At 38.6% G+C, this 16,499-nt stretch carries 13 protein-coding genes and 4 pseudogenes; 4 read left to right on the top strand and 13 right to left on the bottom strand.

Features of this window, described 5'->3' with window-relative positions; all coding sequences use genetic code 11:
• Positions 1–189 precede the first annotated feature (189 nt).
• Both JCM1039_RS00755 and JCM1039_RS10135 read right to left on the bottom strand, forming a co-directional pair.
• Positions 190–1,062, bottom strand: a complete 873-nt coding sequence (locus tag JCM1039_RS00755; RefSeq protein WP_034532844.1) for an alpha/beta hydrolase — start codon at positions 1,060–1,062, stop codon at positions 190–192.
• Positions 1,055–2,361 (bottom strand): annotated as a pseudogene (locus tag JCM1039_RS10135) (PTS transporter subunit EIIC). Before JCM1039_RS10135 ends, JCM1039_RS00755 begins: the two are co-directional and overlap by 8 nt.
• Before the next feature lie 85 nt (positions 2,362–2,446).
• On the opposite strand from JCM1039_RS10135, the pseudogene JCM1039_RS00765 reads away from it, so the two are divergent.
• From JCM1039_RS00765 to JCM1039_RS00785, 3 genes and pseudogenes are all read left to right on the top strand, one after another.
• Positions 2,447–2,662: pseudogene (locus JCM1039_RS00765) on the top strand (ATP-binding cassette domain-containing protein); the annotation flags it as partial.
• Positions 2,638–4,412 (top strand): annotated as a pseudogene (locus JCM1039_RS12910) (ABC transporter permease); the annotation flags it as partial. The pseudogenes JCM1039_RS00765 and JCM1039_RS12910, both read left to right, overlap by 25 nt.
• A 48-nt stretch (positions 4,413–4,460) precedes the next feature.
• A complete protein-coding gene (locus JCM1039_RS00785; protein WP_025014243.1) occupies positions 4,461–4,697 on the top strand; it encodes a hypothetical protein in 237 nt (78 codons plus the stop codon).
• A gap of 62 nt (positions 4,698–4,759) precedes the next feature.
• Here the strand turns inward: JCM1039_RS00785 and JCM1039_RS10145 are convergent.
• A pseudogene (locus JCM1039_RS10145) lies at positions 4,760–6,375 on the bottom strand (putative polysaccharide biosynthesis protein).
• A gap of 290 nt (positions 6,376–6,665) precedes the next feature.
• Here JCM1039_RS10145 and JCM1039_RS00795 point away from each other — a divergent pair.
• Entirely contained in the window at positions 6,666–7,637 is a 972-nt protein-coding gene (locus JCM1039_RS00795; RefSeq protein ID WP_025014244.1) for a GH25 family lysozyme, read from the top strand.
• 72 nt (positions 7,638–7,709) lie between these two features.
• On the opposite strand, the gene JCM1039_RS00800 is transcribed toward JCM1039_RS00795, so the two are convergent.
• From JCM1039_RS00800 to JCM1039_RS00845, 10 genes are all read right to left on the bottom strand, one after another.
• Positions 7,710–8,390, bottom strand: a complete 681-nt coding sequence (locus JCM1039_RS00800; protein ID WP_025014245.1) for a DUF975 family protein — start codon at positions 8,388–8,390, stop codon at positions 7,710–7,712.
• Positions 8,391–8,653: 263 nt separating this feature from the next.
• Positions 8,654–9,052 carry a hypothetical protein gene (locus JCM1039_RS00805; protein WP_025014246.1) on the bottom strand — a complete coding sequence of 133 codons (399 nt, stop codon included), beginning with the start codon at positions 9,050–9,052 and terminating at the stop codon, positions 8,654–8,656.
• A gap of 93 nt (positions 9,053–9,145) precedes the next feature.
• Positions 9,146–10,087, bottom strand: coding sequence for a serine hydrolase domain-containing protein (locus JCM1039_RS00810; protein WP_025014247.1), 942 nt, complete (start codon positions 10,085–10,087; stop codon positions 9,146–9,148).
• A complete protein-coding gene (gene dltD, locus JCM1039_RS00815) occupies positions 10,087–11,373 on the bottom strand; it encodes a D-alanyl-lipoteichoic acid biosynthesis protein DltD (protein WP_025014248.1) in 1,287 nt (428 codons plus the stop codon). The genes JCM1039_RS00810 and dltD overlap by 1 nt, the downstream gene beginning before the upstream one ends.
• The gene (gene dltC, locus JCM1039_RS00820) at positions 11,366–11,605 is read right to left on the bottom strand and encodes a D-alanine--poly(phosphoribitol) ligase subunit DltC (RefSeq protein WP_025014249.1); all 240 of its coding nucleotides are present in this window, start codon (positions 11,603–11,605) and stop codon (positions 11,366–11,368) included. The genes dltD and dltC overlap by 8 nt, the downstream gene beginning before the upstream one ends.
• Positions 11,606–11,638: 33 nt before the next feature.
• Positions 11,639–12,877, bottom strand: a complete 1,239-nt coding sequence (gene dltB, locus JCM1039_RS00825; protein WP_025014250.1) for a D-alanyl-lipoteichoic acid biosynthesis protein DltB — start codon at positions 12,875–12,877, stop codon at positions 11,639–11,641.
• The gene (dltA, locus tag JCM1039_RS00830; protein WP_025014251.1) at positions 12,877–14,391 is read right to left on the bottom strand and encodes a D-alanine--poly(phosphoribitol) ligase subunit DltA; all 1,515 of its coding nucleotides are present in this window, start codon (positions 14,389–14,391) and stop codon (positions 12,877–12,879) included. Before dltA ends, dltB begins: the two co-directional genes overlap by 1 nt.
• A 15-nt stretch (positions 14,392–14,406) precedes the next feature.
• Positions 14,407–14,559 carry a teichoic acid D-Ala incorporation-associated protein DltX gene (locus JCM1039_RS00835; protein WP_025014252.1) on the bottom strand — a complete coding sequence of 51 codons (153 nt, stop codon included), beginning with the start codon at positions 14,557–14,559 and terminating at the stop codon, positions 14,407–14,409.
• A gap of 151 nt (positions 14,560–14,710) precedes the next feature.
• Positions 14,711–15,007, bottom strand: a complete 297-nt coding sequence (locus tag JCM1039_RS11815; RefSeq protein WP_025014253.1) for a hypothetical protein — start codon at positions 15,005–15,007, stop codon at positions 14,711–14,713.
• 18 nt (positions 15,008–15,025) lie between these two features.
• Entirely contained in the window at positions 15,026–16,162 is a 1,137-nt protein-coding gene (locus JCM1039_RS00845; RefSeq protein WP_025014254.1) for a YncE family protein, read from the bottom strand.
• Between the last annotated feature and the right edge of the window lie 337 nt (positions 16,163–16,499).

Genomic DNA, 16,499 nt, shown 5'->3' on the forward strand with positions numbered 1-16,499 from the left:
AGTTTATTTATTTTTTGTGATTTATAAAATAAAAAGTGCAATAAGCGTTGTTATACCAGCGTTTATTGCACTTCACAAATTATAAAGATTTTCTTAAGATAATCAGTTTATCACTAATTTTTGTTGGACTTCCAAAGAGACTTATCCACAGGATAATAAGAAAAAAGCTCTTATTTCATGACACCTACATTATTGTCTTTTCTTATTAGCTTGTCTAGGGGGCCGCAAGTTTTTATTCTTCTTTTCTAGTAAATATTGTTTGATCAAGCGCACAACCTGTTCATTCTGTGGCAGGTCCGAGTGATCGGCTTCCGAACCGGTAACTGTCATGGCCGTGTAGCTCTTTACCTGATTTTGGAAAATATACTTTCCGGCTGCAACACTTGCTTCCGGCACAATTCCGTCGGATTCATAGCTTTTACCACCGGATAAAGAATAAACAACCAAATTCTTTGGCAACTTATTTTTATTCTTGATAAAGTCTTCAAGCATTTGCGTTCTGTACTTCAAATTGCTTTCACTAAAATTATATGGCGTCCCCAACGTCATCAGGCGCTTCATTTTGATTTCATTAGCATAACTAGAATAGTAATGCTCCAGCCAATATGTCCAAATCAGACCGCCATTTGAGTGACCAAATGCCTTGAAATTATTGAAATGATAATTTTGCGTCAATGTGTAAAAAGCCTGATCAAGCCATCCTGCTTGCTTTTTGATGTTGCTATAGCCGTCATGATTATTTTGAAAACCTACTACAATAATTGGTTCATTATCATCTTTATCAATGGCACCGGAATAAGACAATGTGCCTTTTGTTGAAACCTTAATCTTTAACACACTATGCTTAGTTGCTGTTTTGCTATTCAGTTGCCTAACTAATTGATTGAATCGTTCCGTGGTAGCACTTGAGCCTGGCACCATAATAACTGGTGATAACACGGACTTTTGCCTTTGTGCTCGAGCCCAGTTATCTTTTTTCATCCAAGAGTAGCCCGGAATAGCTAAAAGAATAACCAGCAATAAAGTTAGGATTAACCATTTTAGGTTGGGATTTTTACTCATTCTTTTGTTCACGTTCTCTCAGACCTTTCTCGATTCTTTGGCCCAATGAGCCAATTGGGATAAGCATCACGATATCCAATATAAATAGCAAGATTGAAAATACTAAATTAACCCAGTTCCCGTTAGAGCCAAAAAATGAAATTAAGATACCTGGCGTCCCTCTTAGCACTGGATACACGCATGGAGCAATAATATGCAGTGCAATTGCCGCTGAAGCTAATAAAACATTGACCACGGGAATAATAATAAATGGTAAAAACAAAACTGGATTCAAAATAATCGGCATCCCTACCATGAAGCCCCAATTAGAGTTAAAGACTACCGGCAATAAGTTAATTTTGGCAATATTCTCATTTTGCTTATTTTCACGTACAAGCAGAATAATTACTATCAAAGCAAGACCAACACTGGCTCCGCCCATCCAAGCATATGGATAAACTAACGAACTACCCAGGAATTTGTGGGGAACGTCCCAGCGCTGCCATGTTTTAAAGCATAATTCAAATTTGCCATTGCGGCAGTATTAACGGCTGAATTAGACAAAGCATTCAGTGGATAGCCAATACCAATCCAGCTTAGGAACATTACTACTATCAATAGTAGGATAATTTTAAATAAATTATTTGAATTTTCCACCTGCGCTACCAAGGTCTTAAAAGTATCCGAACTCATAATTCTGATTTGCAGTTCATAAATTGAAACACCTAAAATCAGACCGCCGAAGATCGATACTGACGCTGGTAATAGCGCATCCCACGCCCTTTTTCGAATGCGGCTAGTATGTTCAAACTCAATCAGCTCATGATCTTTACCTAACCAGTGAAAAATCTGGCCAACAACATACCCTATCAGCAAAGCCAGCAACATAGCATTTACTTTTAAAATACTGGCAGAAAACGGCGAGCGATTACCGGTTGTGTCGCCCAAATTATTAGCATAGGCACAGAACATAATTACAATAACGGCGGTCATACCGGCCGAAGTGGAATCTTTCTTATATAAACGCGCCGTATATCTTGCCGAAAAATATGCTGCATATAAGCCAAATAGCCCAAAAGCAGCTCGCACCATTCCGCTGCTGATAAAAGCACCAGTATACCAAATATCGTCTGGCATAGTTTCATCAAAATTCAAAATATTATAAATAAAGCTATCTGGTGAAAAAACAGCATTTCGCATAAGTTGAAAGTATGCACCAATAATTGCGATCGGCATCAGTATAACCAGCGTTCGCTGAAAGACTCTGAAGATCGATAATCTTCTTATTGTTAATAGCAAATTTGCTAACTTATCTACCATAGTATTTCCCTTTATATAGCGCTTACAATTATGTTTAAATAAAGTTATAACGACATTATACAATTATGCTAGAAAGATGATAATCATGGCTTACATTGAACTTAAAAATAATACCCAAATTTATCAATCCGGCGATACGCAAATCCATGCCAACAAAGATATCACCTTCTCTGTCGCCAAAGGAGAATTAGTCATCATCCTTGGCTCATCTGGTGCCGGCAAATCTACTTTGCTTAACATTTTAGGCGGCATGGAGCCTAATAGCAGTGGTGATGTTATCGTTGCGGGCAAAAATATCGCATCGGACAAAAAATCACTTTTACTAAGCCTGGTATTTTAAAGAATAAAACTTTTAAAATTGTTGACTTTGTCAAAGCAAGCGAGTTTTTGGACAAGAATCAAATTGGACAAACTAACATTGGCAACGGTAGTTTAATTGGATTGCAGTTACTACTCCAAGTGCATTTGCTTCTCCTGTGTACCAAGTTTCACGTGTAACGTTTAAAAATACCCGGAATTTGAGCCCATTTAGCGTAACTTACCGTAACCGCGTCTACCACGATCAAGGCAAGCTGCAAACTGCTTTAAACAAGAACCGTGCTGATTCAGAACGTGTCGAAGTCCTCGCTAATGTCTTCCCTGGCTTTCTCTTCGCCGTAGCAGCCTTTGTCAGTTGGACTACCATGATGCGCTTTGTCAAAGAAGAACGGACAAATATTGGGACGCTAAAAGCACTTGGCTACAGCAATGGTGCCATTGCTATTAAATTTTTGCTCTATAGCACCTCAGCTGCAATCTTAGGCGTTATTTTGGGTGCCAGCTTTGGGGTTACACGTTCCTACCCGATCTCATCATCAAGGCCTATTTAGCCCCTTCTACGCTAGGTACCGGTTATGAGATTAATTTTGCCTGGGGTCCACTACTCATTTCCCTATTGGTTGCATTGATTTCTACCACCGTGATTTCAATTTTTACCTTGCACCAGACGCTACGTGAGCAACCATCTGCTTTGCTTTTACCAAAACCACTAAAAAATGGTTCAAGAATCTTGCTGGAATATTGGAGTTGGCTATGGAACCACATGAGCTTTTCGGCTAAAGTTACTGCGTGCAACATTTTCCGCTATAAGAGCAGAATGCTTATGACCATCATTGGTGTTGCCGGTTGTACCGGACTTTTAGTAATGGGCTTCGGTATCCGCGATTCGCTGCAAGGCATTGGCGGCATTCAGTATTCTGATATTCAAAAAAATGACATAATTGCGTTAAAAAGCAGTAATGTCACAAAGAAAGAACAAAATAAATTAGATAATCTGCTAAAAGAAAAAAATATTAAGCAGTCTAATGCAATCCAGTACCAACAATTAACCAAGCACATTGCCAGCAGCGGTTCGACCATTTCTCTTAAAAACATGCCACTTCAAAGTCAACGGCATTTGTGAAATGTACCTAGGGCACTACATTTTCATGAATCAACAAGAATATGAAAAAGCTACTGGCAAAAAATATGCTACTAATGCATATTTGGTCACCATGAGAAAACACTCTTCTACTTTCATCAATCGCGTCGGTCGTAAGCTGGTTAAGTCTGCTGCAATTGAAACAGTGATTTCCAGTTCCGCCAGCAGAAGATTGCTAGGTAGCTTCACAGGTAGTTTGAACGAAGTTATCTTCATTTTGATTTCAGGAATGCTAGCCGTTGTGGTTATCTACAACTTGACTAACATTAACGTAGCTGAAAGAATCCGTGAGCTCTCCACGATTAAAGTGCTAGGCTTCTACGATAATGAAACGACTATGTACATCTACCGTGAAACGATCATTTTGTCTGGTCTTGGCATCATCGTAGGCTTCGGCTTTGGTTGGTGGCTGCACCACTTTATCATCACGAGTCTGCCGCCAGATGTAGCAATGTTTGATCCGAATATGTATCCAATGAACTTCGTCTTCTCGGCCCTCATCCCTGCCATGATCACGGCCGCATTGGCCATCGTCGTTCACCAAAAGATCAAACGCATCAACATGCTAGATGCTTTGTCATCTATCGATTAATGGCTACTATGCTATAATTATTTCCATAAGAAAAGGTGGAGTAAAAAAATGGCAAGAAAACACTTTGAAATGAACAGTGATGTTCGTAAATTAATCGATAAATATAGCGAGAATCATGATGTTGAATTTAGCGACTTAATCAACAAGGCTTTGAAATTCTACCTTGTTAACCAAATGAACTATAAGGATGTTAAAGATGCTTTAAATGAAGCTGATATTGAAGCATCGAAATATATTGATGAAGCGATGCGTTCCAGCATGGGTGACATCAACCGTAATTTCTAGAGCAAAACAAAAAGCCGACAAGAACAATTTCTTGTTGGTTTTTTTGTGGCTAAATTTTCATTTTATTGGTAATGCTTGTATCTGTAATAGCGATACCCAATCTTTTTGCCAAAGATTGTTTCGGACGTTCCCATCCAGTTGGCAATCAAAATATAAATGCCTAAGAATGCCAAACCGAAAATTGCGAGGTAGATAAAACTGCCCATGCGGCCCAAATTATTGAAACGATAGCCAAAAAGAAATTGGTAAACGAATAACAAAACAATATAAATTTCGTTAGAAACGATAATTGGACTAAGCTTCTCAGCTTTACGCCATAAGTCTTATTTAACTTGTGGTAGCTGAGCAAAATTACGATCAAGAATGAAATATCAGTTGAAAGGATCGCACCGTCTGCACTCATCATGAAGGTCATTGGCACCTGCAAAATGATTTTTGCCAAGATGCCCCACATCATGTAAATCACAGCTAATTTATTCATATTTAAAGCAAGGAGCAAAGTCAGTGAGTTCATGACCAATCCTGCAAGTAGACTCTGCACGATATTTTCTACAAGGTAATATGCACCAAGACTATCATGTGAAAATAGCACTGTATAAACTGGCGATGATGCAAATGCTCCAAGTGCGACTACCGGAAGAAGGACAAACAGAAGTAGTCTATAGTTCTCTAAGAGCAGTTTTCTGATGCTTTCGATGCTATCCTTGGATTTATACCTAAGCCCAGCTAAAAGCGGCAGACTCGTCTCAGAAACGGCTGTAGCGAGTGAAATAATTACCGTAGTAATCTTACTTGGGTTAGCTGAGAAAATCGTGTAGAGGTAACTAACGTAGCTAGTGCTCATATGGTTGAAGCTAATTAAGATTTGTTTGAACAAAAGCTGATCGACCAATTGCGTAACGGTAATAAATGAGCCAAGCAAAACAAATGGAATTGAGGCATACCATAAATTAAGCAAACTCCGTGAGACGTTGTTTAAGGCACGTGGAGTGCTTTTATCGATTAGGCCCTTGTAATGCCCCCACTGCTTGCGCATATACGCAAAGAGGTACAAATAACTGGCAATAGCGCCGACACAGGCACCGAATACACTAAAGTAAACGGCAGTCACATAATCATGGTGAAAGACTTCGATAACTAAGAACGTAGATAAAAGGATAAAGAGGATTCTGGCGAACTGTTCCCATAATTGGGAAATTCCGTACGGCTTCATATCGTTATTTCCCTGGAACCAGCCTCTCACCATACTCATTGATGGCAAAATTACTACGGCTGGAACCAATACACGAATGGAAATAGTCGCACTGGCAACGGAATCTACCGGACTGTTTTTAGCAATAATTGGTGCCGTTACATAAAGCAAAACACCACAGGCTAGTCCCATGACGAACATGATGATCAGTCCCAGTTTAGTAATATATAAACTATCCTTGTATCTATTTTGCGAATTTAACTGTGATACTTCCCGGGCAATAACTGAAGGAAGCCCTGCAGTACCAATAGACAAAAAAAGCGCATATGGGGTGTATGAAGAATTGAACAGAGCCTGTGCGTTTAATTGGTTGTGGTAACTGCCAAGCATGATTAACCACGGAATTAAATAAACGACTCCCAGTATTCTAGATACGATACTACCAAATGATAGCCAGAAAGAGCCGGATAAAATTTTTTTATTCAACAGAAAAGCCTCAAATCTACGTTAGTTTCAATATTGCCTTCTTAATTATACGTGGAAATTCGATTTTTTGGGAATAAAGTGGATAAAAGCCGAACTTTTTTAGAAAAAATTTAGCTTATTTTCTTCTTCAAATAATACAATTTGATTACATTATTTACTATAATGTTACTTCTAGTTTATTTTACCGTTAGTTCTCTTGACCCAGTACGTTATTCTTATTATCCTTGTAATGTTTCTATGAAGATAAAATTTAGACTAACAATTAAAGAATAATATTCGGGGGAATAAAGTTGTCATTAAAGAAGAGATTTATTACAAAATTAGCACTTGTTGCTGCATTATCAACTACTTCAGTTGCCGCAGTTAACACCTTACATACTCAAACCAAGACTGTTCAAGCTTCAACTACTTCAGTTGCTGCTCGTTCACTTGGTATCGACGTTGCAAGTTACCAAAGTGCTGATCTTTCAGCTCATGCAAGATCAGGTGCTAAGTTTGCCATAGTTAAGGTAAGTGAAGGTACCAGCTACAGAAACACAAAGGCAAGCGCACAAGTTGCTAGTGCACGTGCACAAAACATGATGCCAATGGGCTACCACTTCGCTACTTTCAGTGCTAACAGCGCTGCTGCTAAGCGCGAAGCAAACTACGCAGTCGCTTCAGCTAAGGCCGTAGGTCTTGCACCAGGTTCATACCTTGCTTGTGACTATGAATCTGGCGATGGTAACAACATTAACATGGGTAAGGGCGTTACTGCTAACGCAATCATTGCCTTCATGCAACAAGTTAAAGCAGCTGGCTACAAGCCACTTTTATACGCAAGTTCATCAGTTTTGAGAAACAATATCAATACTAACGCTGTTGTTAACCAATTCCCTAACAGTTTATGGGTTGCTTCATACGCAGTTGCTGGCCGTATCGACAAGCCAAACTTCAGCTACTTTCCATCAATGAAGGGTGTTTCAATTTGGCAATTTACTGATAACTGGCGTGGTCTTAATGTAGATGGTAACATCAACGTTTTACCACTTACTGCATCAGGTAGCGCCGTTTCTCAAGCTCCTACTAAGAGGTCAACTAAGGCTCGTGTAGTAAAGCACACTGCTCGCGTTTACGACAAGAACGGTAACCACAAGTTAAACCGTAAGTCATTGAAGAAGAACACTACTGTTACTACCCACGGTAAGAAGAAGACCATCAATGGTGTTAAGTACTACCGTATCGGTAAGAATGCTTACGTTAAGGCAGCTAACCTCTACTAATACTAATAAAGACTAATCAAAAAACACCAGGTAAGAAATTTACCTGGTGTTTTTTCATGCTTAATTTATTTTTTATTTTAAGTATCTGTCACCAGCTAAGTTGCGGTAGAAATTAGCCTTAGCAGTTTGGTAGTATGGGATAACCCATAAAAGACCAATACCGGCTGGAATACTACCAATAATAAACCAGCCAAGGAAACTTAAGTCAAAGATAAATAAATCCATCTTGTGGCCATTCATCAATTCCTTGCTGGCGTTAATACCATCGGTAGCGCCAACGGACTTGCCACTAGCTACCATGTCACTAACGATGTATGTCGTCATTGCGTATGAATAGCTCTTAATAATACCTGGGATGATCAATAATAAGCTCCACAAGAAAGTGAAGATACTGGTCATAACATAGTTAATACATTCTGGACCAAAGCGGTTTTCAGTGAAAACCGAGAAGGCAGCAATGTATGGCTTCTCTTCACTTGTATCTGCGTTATCTCTTAAGTTCAAAAATGAAATTGCCAAACTCAATGCAATAAAATCAGCAATCCAAGCTAAGATGCCACCCATTGGGCTAAGGAATTGGAAAAATACATTATTTCCATCGTAATTCATATAAAAACCATCAAGCTTGTGACCACCTGAAGTCAAAATCCATACAACTAACCTATTAATCAAAGCGATTACAACAGCCCAAGGCCAATTACCGCGAAGAACTTGCTTAGCGCTATCCTTTAGTTTCTTTCGTGTAGTAGACATAAATTTCTCCTAACTTTTTTATAAATATACTCTTCAATTATATACAATTATCAGAAAAAATAGCATCAAAAAAGCCTAATTCCACCAACAACGGAACTAGGCTCACACAGTGTTGACCGCCACCTCTGACCACATATAGAAGATAACATTTTCGCTACCGGAGAAAATGACTACTATCAGCGGCGGTACATGAAGATTTTAGCATTCAAAAAAATAAAAAACAAGCGATATGGCGTTAATCGCAAATATTGTAATTTTTTTTGCTAAAAAATTGCAATCAAGCCCGATATAGCGGCAGCAATTACAATTACATACGTCGCAACCGCTTGGGGTGAACTGGATAATGGTTTATTTTCCGCCTTAAGTTTCTTTCTAATTTTTTCTGCCCTAGCTAAGGAGAAAATTGCTGCTATCCAGAACAGAATACCGCCAACAATTGACGCCATTTGATTCATATTTTTAAGACCGCCAGCCATAGCAATGATAGGCCCTACAATGAAAAATAGGCCAAATATTAATCCACTCCAAATGGCAAAAGGAGCCGTTGGTGGTTGATTCTTCAATTTTTTAATATTTTGAGAATGCCGATAAGTCAGATAAAGTTCCAACACACCACATAAAATTAATACTATTCCTATGATTGTAGGCATGAACTTTTCCATGATACTTTACACTTTCTAAAGTTGATTATCTGACTTAATTATATGCCACCAAAAAAGGCCTGACTCCGAATTAAATCGGAATCAGACCTCTTTTTATAATTCCATCATGATTGACATGATGCGATTTACTTTTTTCTTAATCTTACCAAACTCACCAGTAGTAGTGTGATTATCTTGAATGATAATCATGTTCTTACCATCCTTGGTACTACGCATAAAGGTGTAATAACCTTCGCCGGCACCATTAGCTGCCTTATACTTCTTTAAGTTATAGAAGCCGCCATTATAGAAGGTAGGAGCCTTTCCTTTAAACAGGATCTGCTTGCTACGTTTGGTTAACATTTTGCCATGTAGAATGTATTCAATCGTTTTAGCTAAATCGCCATTTGACATTACAATCGATCCAGCACCTAACTCATTATGTACATCCTTTACTGCGGTCTTACGCTTTACCTTTACGTACCGGCCCTTTTTCATCTCATATCCAGGCACCCAATTAACGGCGCGTAATTTGGACATGTTAGACCATAAGAACTCAGTTCTCTTAAGGTGAAGCGGCTCGATATAAGTCTCACGGAACAATTGCTCGTAAGTCTTATGTTCAAGCTTGGATAAAATACCACAGAGATAAATGTAGTTAACTGAAGTATAGTGCCATTGGCCAAGCTCCTTAGCATCAAACACGGTGTATTTCTGATCATGGTCAATATTAGCCTTGTCAGAAATAAACTTCTTTGTGCCTAACTCTTGGCCCTTCTCTAAATCAAGTCCTGAAGTCATATCCAGCAGATTGCTGATTCTAACCTTCTGTGCTCCAGATACGTTTGGATAATACTTAGAAAGCTTATCTTTTAAGCTAAGCTTACCTTTCTGCACCTCACGCATTACCATCGCAGCGGTCATTGACTTTTGAACTGAATTTATCAAGTAGCTAGTGTCAGTACTATTGTCTGTTGCATAGTTCAGCACAGGCTTCATATTGCTTGTTACCAATACGGAACCCTTAATACCTAATCTATTAATAGCCCGTCGCACTACTTCACTTTTAAACGATCTTTGCTAGTTAAATTTACTCGCTTAACATTGTCCTTGTTCTGCCACTTCTTTGAGTAATAGTAGTTAGACATATCGTAGTTGTAACGCTCGTTAGGCAATTTCATAAATGGTCTAACGGCTTGATCAACAGCTACCCAACCTTTCCAACCAAGGTGAATAGTATCTTGCATGAAGTACTTTTCATTACCACGTCTTGAAAGATCAGCAATGTTTTCAAAGCCTTGGCTGGTTAATTGTTGTTCCATCTTAGCAACTGATTCTTGGTACATCTTGCTGGACAAACCAGTGTACTTCATCCACTTACCGTTGATAGGTGGAATGATGAACAACACATTGGTATGTTGCTTAGCAAATTGTTCAAGCATCAATTGGAAGTCAGCGTATTCAACTGATTTTACGTAGTTAAAGTGACGTTGACTGCCCTTGAGGTTCTTCAATATCTTCTTAGGCAAACGAGTTCTAAAGAAAGTATTGTCGATTCCCAAGTTGTTTGAAGTAGTATGTGCTGCAGCTTGTTCTTCAGCAACCTTGTTCAAGGCAGCAACAGAATAAGCACTAGGCAAAACCTTAGCTCTGTTACGGATCTTGTTTACACGGTCACGCAATTGGAATGAACTAAAGAAGTTGTCTTCGTTAACCAACATTCTGCGGCGATTTTCTAAGTAAAATCTTTCGAAGCCAGTTAACTTCTTACCTGCAGCAATTTGTTTAAGACTAATTCTGATTTCACCCTTTACGTCTGGCATATCAAGCAGACGTTGTGCAGCATAACGGTCAGTCTTATTATTCTTAGCACTTAACAAGAAGTTACATGCTTGAAGTGGTGAATAATACAAAGCAAAGGCATTAGGATCTTGGCCCTTCTTAGTGAACCATTGTGGTGAAATGATCACTACAGCCTTCTTGTTTTTAAGCTGTTTAGTTGTACCTTGCATCCCCAAGAATTGAGCCAAAGATTGACTACCTGGTCCACCAAGTAAGAATGGACGATAATTTCTGTGGTACTTTTCTGCAATAACACTGGGGTGAAGTGGATCGAATCTAGACAATTCACTTGAACCATAGAAAGGTACATAACCATCTTCATATGCTTCTTGCTTCATTGTGCTGCCCTTAAAGACAGTAGTGTTTTGTGAAGCAGCAGCTTCGTAGATAGTTTGCTTAGAAAAAGTTCTTTCCCAGGGAATAAGGAATACAACTAATAAAAGGATAAAAGCGCAAAGGACTGGGCCAAAAATTTGCCACAGCCGGCGTTTATTACTCATTTTCTAAGCTTTCCACCTTTGCAACAATTTTGTTAGGAGTGTCCCATTCAGCACGGTTGAATTCTGATACAGGAACATCGATATCAAATTTTTCTTGTAAGCTCAAAAGCATTTGTACACTTGCCATTGAGTCCATCAAACCATTGTCAAAGATGTTTTCATCCATTGAGTCTGATAAATCTTCACCAGTTAAATCATTCAAAATATCTAATACGCCTTGTTTAGTGTCCATAATTAATACCTCTCAAAAAATCTACTCTATTTTTTACTTCCAGCCAAACCATAATTGGCTAAGGAATCCTGAGAAAATCAAGAAACTGAAACATACCACGTTGAAAGTTAAGAAAATGGCGAACCATTCAGTGAACTTGTTATGTGGAATTTGCTTCTTGTGTTTTCTCTTAAATCTTAGCCACATATCGTTGACACAGATAGCAGTGGCATGGAATAAGCCATACACAATATAATACCATGTTAAACCATGCCAGAATCCCATTATTAGGAATAACAGGAAGTATGATACCTGTGACAATCTAATACGATTCTTGAACAACTTATTCTTCATTGCAAAGAAAGTGAATCGCATGTAGATATAGTCACGGAACCAGAATGAAAGCGTCATGTGCCAACGGTTCCAGAAGTCTTTGATGTTCTTGGAAATAAATGGCTTGTTGAAGTTCATTGGGGTATGAATACCCATGAAGTATGAAATTGATACCGCAAATAGTGAGTAACCTGCGAAGTCAAAGAACAAATACATACTGTAGCAGTACATATAAGCAAGCAACCACCAGGATAACTTCAAACCACCGTTTGCGTTACCTACTGCTAAAGCAGCAGTGCTGATTTTTGGAAGCCAGTAAGTACCAAAGAACCAACCAATAACGAATTTATATAAGAATCCTTGGAACAAATATCTTACAGCATATTGTAAGTCTGTAATATATGCGTCTCTTGTAGGAACTTTATCGTAATCTTTCTTAAATCTGCGATATCTATCAATAGGACCTGATGAAATGGTTGGGAAGAAGAGTAAGAACCTTGCATAAGTTACAGGATCTACCTTCTTGATTGTCCCATCACGCATTTCCATAATAACTTGGACAGTCTTGAATGTTACATATGAAATACCCAAGAAACCGATCACGAAGTTAATTGAATTATCAGGAAAGGCGGTCAAATATTTAACTACGGCTAATGGTATGATTGCCAAAATTACAGTTAAACTGAAAACCCAAGTCTTATTTTTACCGTGATGACGATAATACTGATAAGCAAAGGTCAAAGCAAATTCGTAAATCAACCAAACGATCAAGTTCACACCTTGTTGCCAGTGACTACCATCAAAGATCAAGAACAAGAAGACAATTGAGAAAATTGCTTCATATATCTTGAGACGACGACCGTTATAAAGACCAATAATGATTGGAATTAAAGCGATCATCAAGTAAACGAAGTATTGCGGATTTGAGTAAGGTTGTAAGTTAATGAAATTAAAATTCACTACTTATTAACCTCCTTAATAACCGCCTTGATATCAACCTTGCCGTTTTGAGAAATAGGCAACTTGTCTTGGTAGATAAAACGTTGTGGAAGCATGTATGGCATGATGTTCTTAGCCAAATCTTCACGAATAGCCTTAGTTAAAGCGGCCTCTGAGTATTGACGCGCTACGCCGTGCTTCAATTCGATCTCCGCAACAATTTGCTTAACGGTGTGATCTTTATTGTATTTTGGTGCTGCAACGCCATAACGGACGTATTTGTTCTTGCTCAAGTAGAAGTTGATTTCTTCAAGTTCGATTCTGTAACCGTTGAACTTGATTTGGAAGTCAATTCTACCACGATAGAAGAGCATGTCGCCGTCAAAGAATCCGGCATCCCCACTGCGGTAGCTACGGTACTTGTCGCCATCCTTTTGGAAGAAGGCTGCTTCAGTTTTTTCAGGGTTGTTCATGTAACCCTTTGAAACGCTAGGACCGCTAATGATAATTTCACCTTCGCCAGGCTTATCACCCTTTGAAGTATCAATAGTGATCTTAGTGTCTTCCTTAACCTTACCAATTGGTAAACGGTCGTACTTCTTAAGAACGTCGTCAGTAATTTCAACTTGCGTTACGGCAACTGTAGTTTCAGTTGGACCGTAAGTGTTGAAGATATGGCTTTCTGGGAATCTCTTCTTAAGCATGTCTGCTTCACTGTGTGGTAATTCTTCACCACAGAATAAGAAGTGACTAAGGTCTGGGTGATGTTCAGAATCAAAAGTCTTATCCAAGAAACACATTTGTGCAAATGACGGGGTTGATACCCAAACATTAAATTGCATCTTTGGCAAAGTTTGGAACAATTGACCAAAGTTTTGCGTTACATCGTGTGGCAATACAACAAGCTTACCTGCTGAAACAAGTGCAGGGTAAAGACTCATTACTGACAAGTCGAATGAGTATGGAGCTTGGGCCAAGAAACTTGGGTGTTCTGGCAAATTAAAGTCTGATAACTCCCAGTTTACAAAGCTGAGTAAGTTATCGTGACTGATTTGTACACCCTTAGGCTTACCAGTAGTACCTGAAGTGAAGATGATGTAGTAGTTTTCATCGCCTTCAACAAATTTGCTTTCGTCAACAGTGAAGTCGCCATCTTCAACTTCACTAGCCTTAAGTACCTTAACGTTGTCTAAATTAACGTCTGGCAATGGGTCAATTTCCAAAACCAATGGTGACTTTGAAACATCTTGAATCATGGTCAAACGTTCAGCGTTTGAGTAACTAGCAATTGGAATATAAGCGTGACCAGTTTTAACACAGCCTAAAAAACTAGCGATCATTTCAAAGGTTTGACCACCCCAAATCATAATTGGAGCATCATCTGAAATATCTAAGCTAGCAATCTTGTGTGCCCAAGCGTTAGAACGCTTCTTAAGGTCACCATATGTATTAGTTTTGCCAAGATAGTCGTAAACAATACGATCTGGTTCTTGTTCTGCTATCTCATCGATCTTCTTAATAACATCTTGAATCACGTAACAGCACCTACCTTAAAATTCGTTGTAAATGAAATGGACTGACGTAAGTCCACTATATTCATACAAATAGATAAGGGCCATCAGGATTGCAAAATAAACAATTGTCTTTAAAACAAACTTTCCAATGCGTTTGCTTCGAGAGTCAATTTGTGTTTTTTTATCCATTTTTTCTCCCTCAAGTAACATATATCTTTTACTTTTGCCTTATATTACTACAAATAGCAACACTAGACGCACTATCGTTGTACATTTTAACAAATCTAAACTTTTTCTGAAATCCAATCTATTTTTGAAAAAATACAAAAAAGCGATTTCTTTATTGTAATTTCTTACAGTTGCAATATGCAAAATATAATGGGATGAAAATTACGATTGCTACAAAGATTAAGGCAAAAATCGATAGTCGCATCACATTTTGCGGTTTAGTCCAGCGCTCGCTCTTGGCGGTAGTCAGCAAATATACAGCAAAAAGCACAATAATAACTAATTCGCCAAGGCAGAACATCATATGAGTCATTTGATAAAGGTAGAGATAAACTGACGCTGGGAATAAACAGAACCAACCAGAAAAACGCAAAAGAAAGATCTCTCTTCTTCGATAATCTACATTCATTTGTTTTTCCTTTCCAAACTAGCTGCCAAACAAGGCATTGATATTCATCGATAGTATTCTATCCATTACCGTGATGTCTGGTCTAGCATAAATACTTGAAGCTGATTCAAATACACAAAGCAGCTGCCCCTTGTAAGCAGTAATTTGTTCCAAATATGGCGGCATATCGACAACTAGCTCCGCATTCTTTTCGTCAAGCGCGTTCAATGCCGAAGTTGGGAACACATACAGTTTAGAATTACCGCTGCCGTATGACTGACTCAAGAAGATTTTATCTTGATAAATCGCAATCCCCTGAATCTGCTTATCCATTGATGTTTCACCGGTAGGATCTGACCACTGCAAAGTACCAGTAACGGATTTCACTTCATTATTAGTAATGGAGCCCTTGTTTTTACCGCTACGGGCAATTGAATATGCGGCAACTTTCCCCCGGCCATACATGTTAAAGAAGCCGACGAACAGTTGACCATCGTAGTAAGTAACAGTAGAGGCTTTTTCAACGGCAGGAATCGCAATCTGGTGATTGTACTTGATCGGGATGCGACTGCCATCTTTATAGTCCTTCATTTCTTTTAATGTAAATGAAGCAAGAGCTGAGGACTTACCCATTTTACCGGTTACCCAAATATTTTTGGCAACTGGATCATAAGCAATACCGCCTAAGTGAGGACGGCCGTGAACCTGGATCGTCTTAATGTATTTTCCAGTCTTTTTGTCCAGCACATAAACGACTGAAGCATGCCGGTGCTCGCCATCATATGCCGTGAGCAAAATATATTTACCAGCTACAGTAATCCCCTGCGGCGTCATTGCGGTTGCCGTATTGTATTTTTTTGTGGCAAAATCATAGCTCTTAGTCGAAACTAAGCCCGGAACGACAAAGTCCTTACCATCCCACGTTCTTGGTGGAACATAATTTGAAACCTTATTAATGAAAGAATAATTTTTACGCAAAGATCTTTGGTAACTAGAAAAATTGTGCCAAGCAGCACTCGTGTTAGTACCATCCTTTGCTTTGACTACCTTTGGCCTATCTCGCAGCATCTGCTGTTTTTGCCACCATTGATAACCGAAATATCCGCCTGCTCCAACTCCAGCTAATAAAAGGAGTACTAAAAACAGACGCAGGATAAATCTGCCTATTCTTTTCAAAAAATTACACCCTTCTATTTTTCCGTTTTTATCATGTCTTACATTATAACCAAAAAAATTTATTTTTCTTTATAAGTGCATAAACTCAGGCTTTTTAGCAAAAATATAGCTTTTTTTGAAAATAAAGTGCATTTCGTCACACTTTTTTCACAATTTCAGGTTATACTACTTAATGTAGTGAGGAGGAAAACATCTTCCCATTACAACTCAACTTTTTTGTTTTTCATTCATACTCCTCCAAGTAAATAATGAAAATAAAAAGAATTGACTTACTCCAATTAGTCAATTTCATATCTATCCCTTTCGGCTCACGTGCGTTGCGTGGGCTTTTCTTATG

It is taken from the genome of Lactobacillus kitasatonis DSM 16761 = JCM 1039 (assembly GCF_000615285.1).
Lineage (GTDB): Bacteria > Bacillota > Bacilli > Lactobacillales > Lactobacillaceae > Lactobacillus > Lactobacillus kitasatonis.